This window comes from Micromonospora sp. NPDC003776 (genome assembly GCF_053605645.1).
The window spans coordinates 1-1,361 of the sequence record NZ_JBSGJR010000940.1; the positions used below are offsets into that span (position 1 = coordinate 1).

At 74.3% G+C, this 1,361-nt stretch carries 1 pseudogene; it reads right to left on the reverse strand.

The window, feature by feature from the left end:
• Positions 1–223, reverse strand: a pseudogene (locus tag ACWEVO_RS36540) (YciI family protein); the annotation flags it as partial.
• Positions 224–1,361: the final 1,138 nt, after the last annotated feature.

Consider the following 1,361-nt stretch of genomic DNA (forward strand, 5'->3'; position numbering starts at 1 on the left):
CGGTGACCGGCGGCCGCCCCTCGCCGTCGTAGCGGACGAACGTGCCCTCCGGGGAGAGCGCCTGACTGTCGACGAACTCACCGGTGCCCTCGATCCGAGCGGCGAAGTCCCGCATGTACTGCACGTGGGCCGAAAGCTCCGCCGGCGTCCACTGGTCCATCGGCACGTCGTTGACCGGTGCCGGCGCGCCCCGGTAGTGCTTGAGCAGCAGGTACTTGGCCATCATGTTCTCGGACCGCTTCCCGTTCCCGGTACGCCGCCGGGTGGGCCTCGGTCAGGTGGGCCGCTCCGGTCACCGCGGCCAGCGCCCCGGCGAGGGTCTGGGCCACCATCACCAGGCCGAACCCGCCGCCGCCGGAGGCGTCGAACGGGCTGCTCGGGGCCAGCAGGATGACCAGCTGGTAGGCGCCCCAGCAGAACATCGCCCCCGCGCCGACCCAGGCGGCGGCGACCGGCACCCAGACCCGCAGGCCGCGCGGCCGGCGGAGGATCAGGATGATCAGTCCCAGCGGGCCGGCGAGCGCCAGGGCGGCCGATACGGCGTGCACCACCTGTTGGGTGGGGCTGTCGGTCAGCGCGCCGGGCAGGCCGGCCTCCCCGCCGGCGGCCCAGTAGAGGCGAAGGGTCACCACGAGTGCGGTGAGCCCGGCGACGGCGACGGTCGACCCGGCCTGTACGCCCTGCGTGGCGCCCGGCCGGCGGGAGCCGATGGTGCCGCCCAGGACGGCGCCCCACCGCGCCCGCAGGTGCCACGCGAACGCGATGGCGAGGCCGATGCCCTGCAGGGTGAATCCGGTGTAGACGACGGCGAACACCCAGCTCTGGAGACCGGCCATCGGGACGTCGCCGGTGTCGGCGGTCTGCGGCAGGGACTCGGCCAGGGCGCCGAGCGGCGCGGCGAGCATCACCGGGGCGAGCAGTCCGCTGGCGATCCAGGCGGGGATCAGCACCAGCCACGCGGGTGCCCGGCGTCCCCAGTCCTGCACGAGCGCCAGCGCCAGCGCGGCGGCGGTGACCTCCATCGCCGCGGTGATGAGGTTGCCGACGACGAATGGTGTGGTGCGCATCAGGCCGGGATCGGTGACACCGATGTCGCTACCGAGCAGCCAGGCCGTCTTGATCGCCAGGTACGGGAGCATCGCCGCGACGCTGGCGTAGGCGACCACGAGCGGCAGGCGAGCGGTGTGGGGTTTCATGGGGTTCAGCCTGGTGCGGCCCGCCGCCGGGCGCCTCCCACCCGGGACTGGTCACCCTCCCCCGTACGCGGGAGGTGGAGACGACCGGTTGCCGCCGGCCCGCGGTGGGGGGCGCGGGGGCGCGGGGGTGAGGAGTGGTTGAGGGGGTGGGTACAGTAGGGCGAC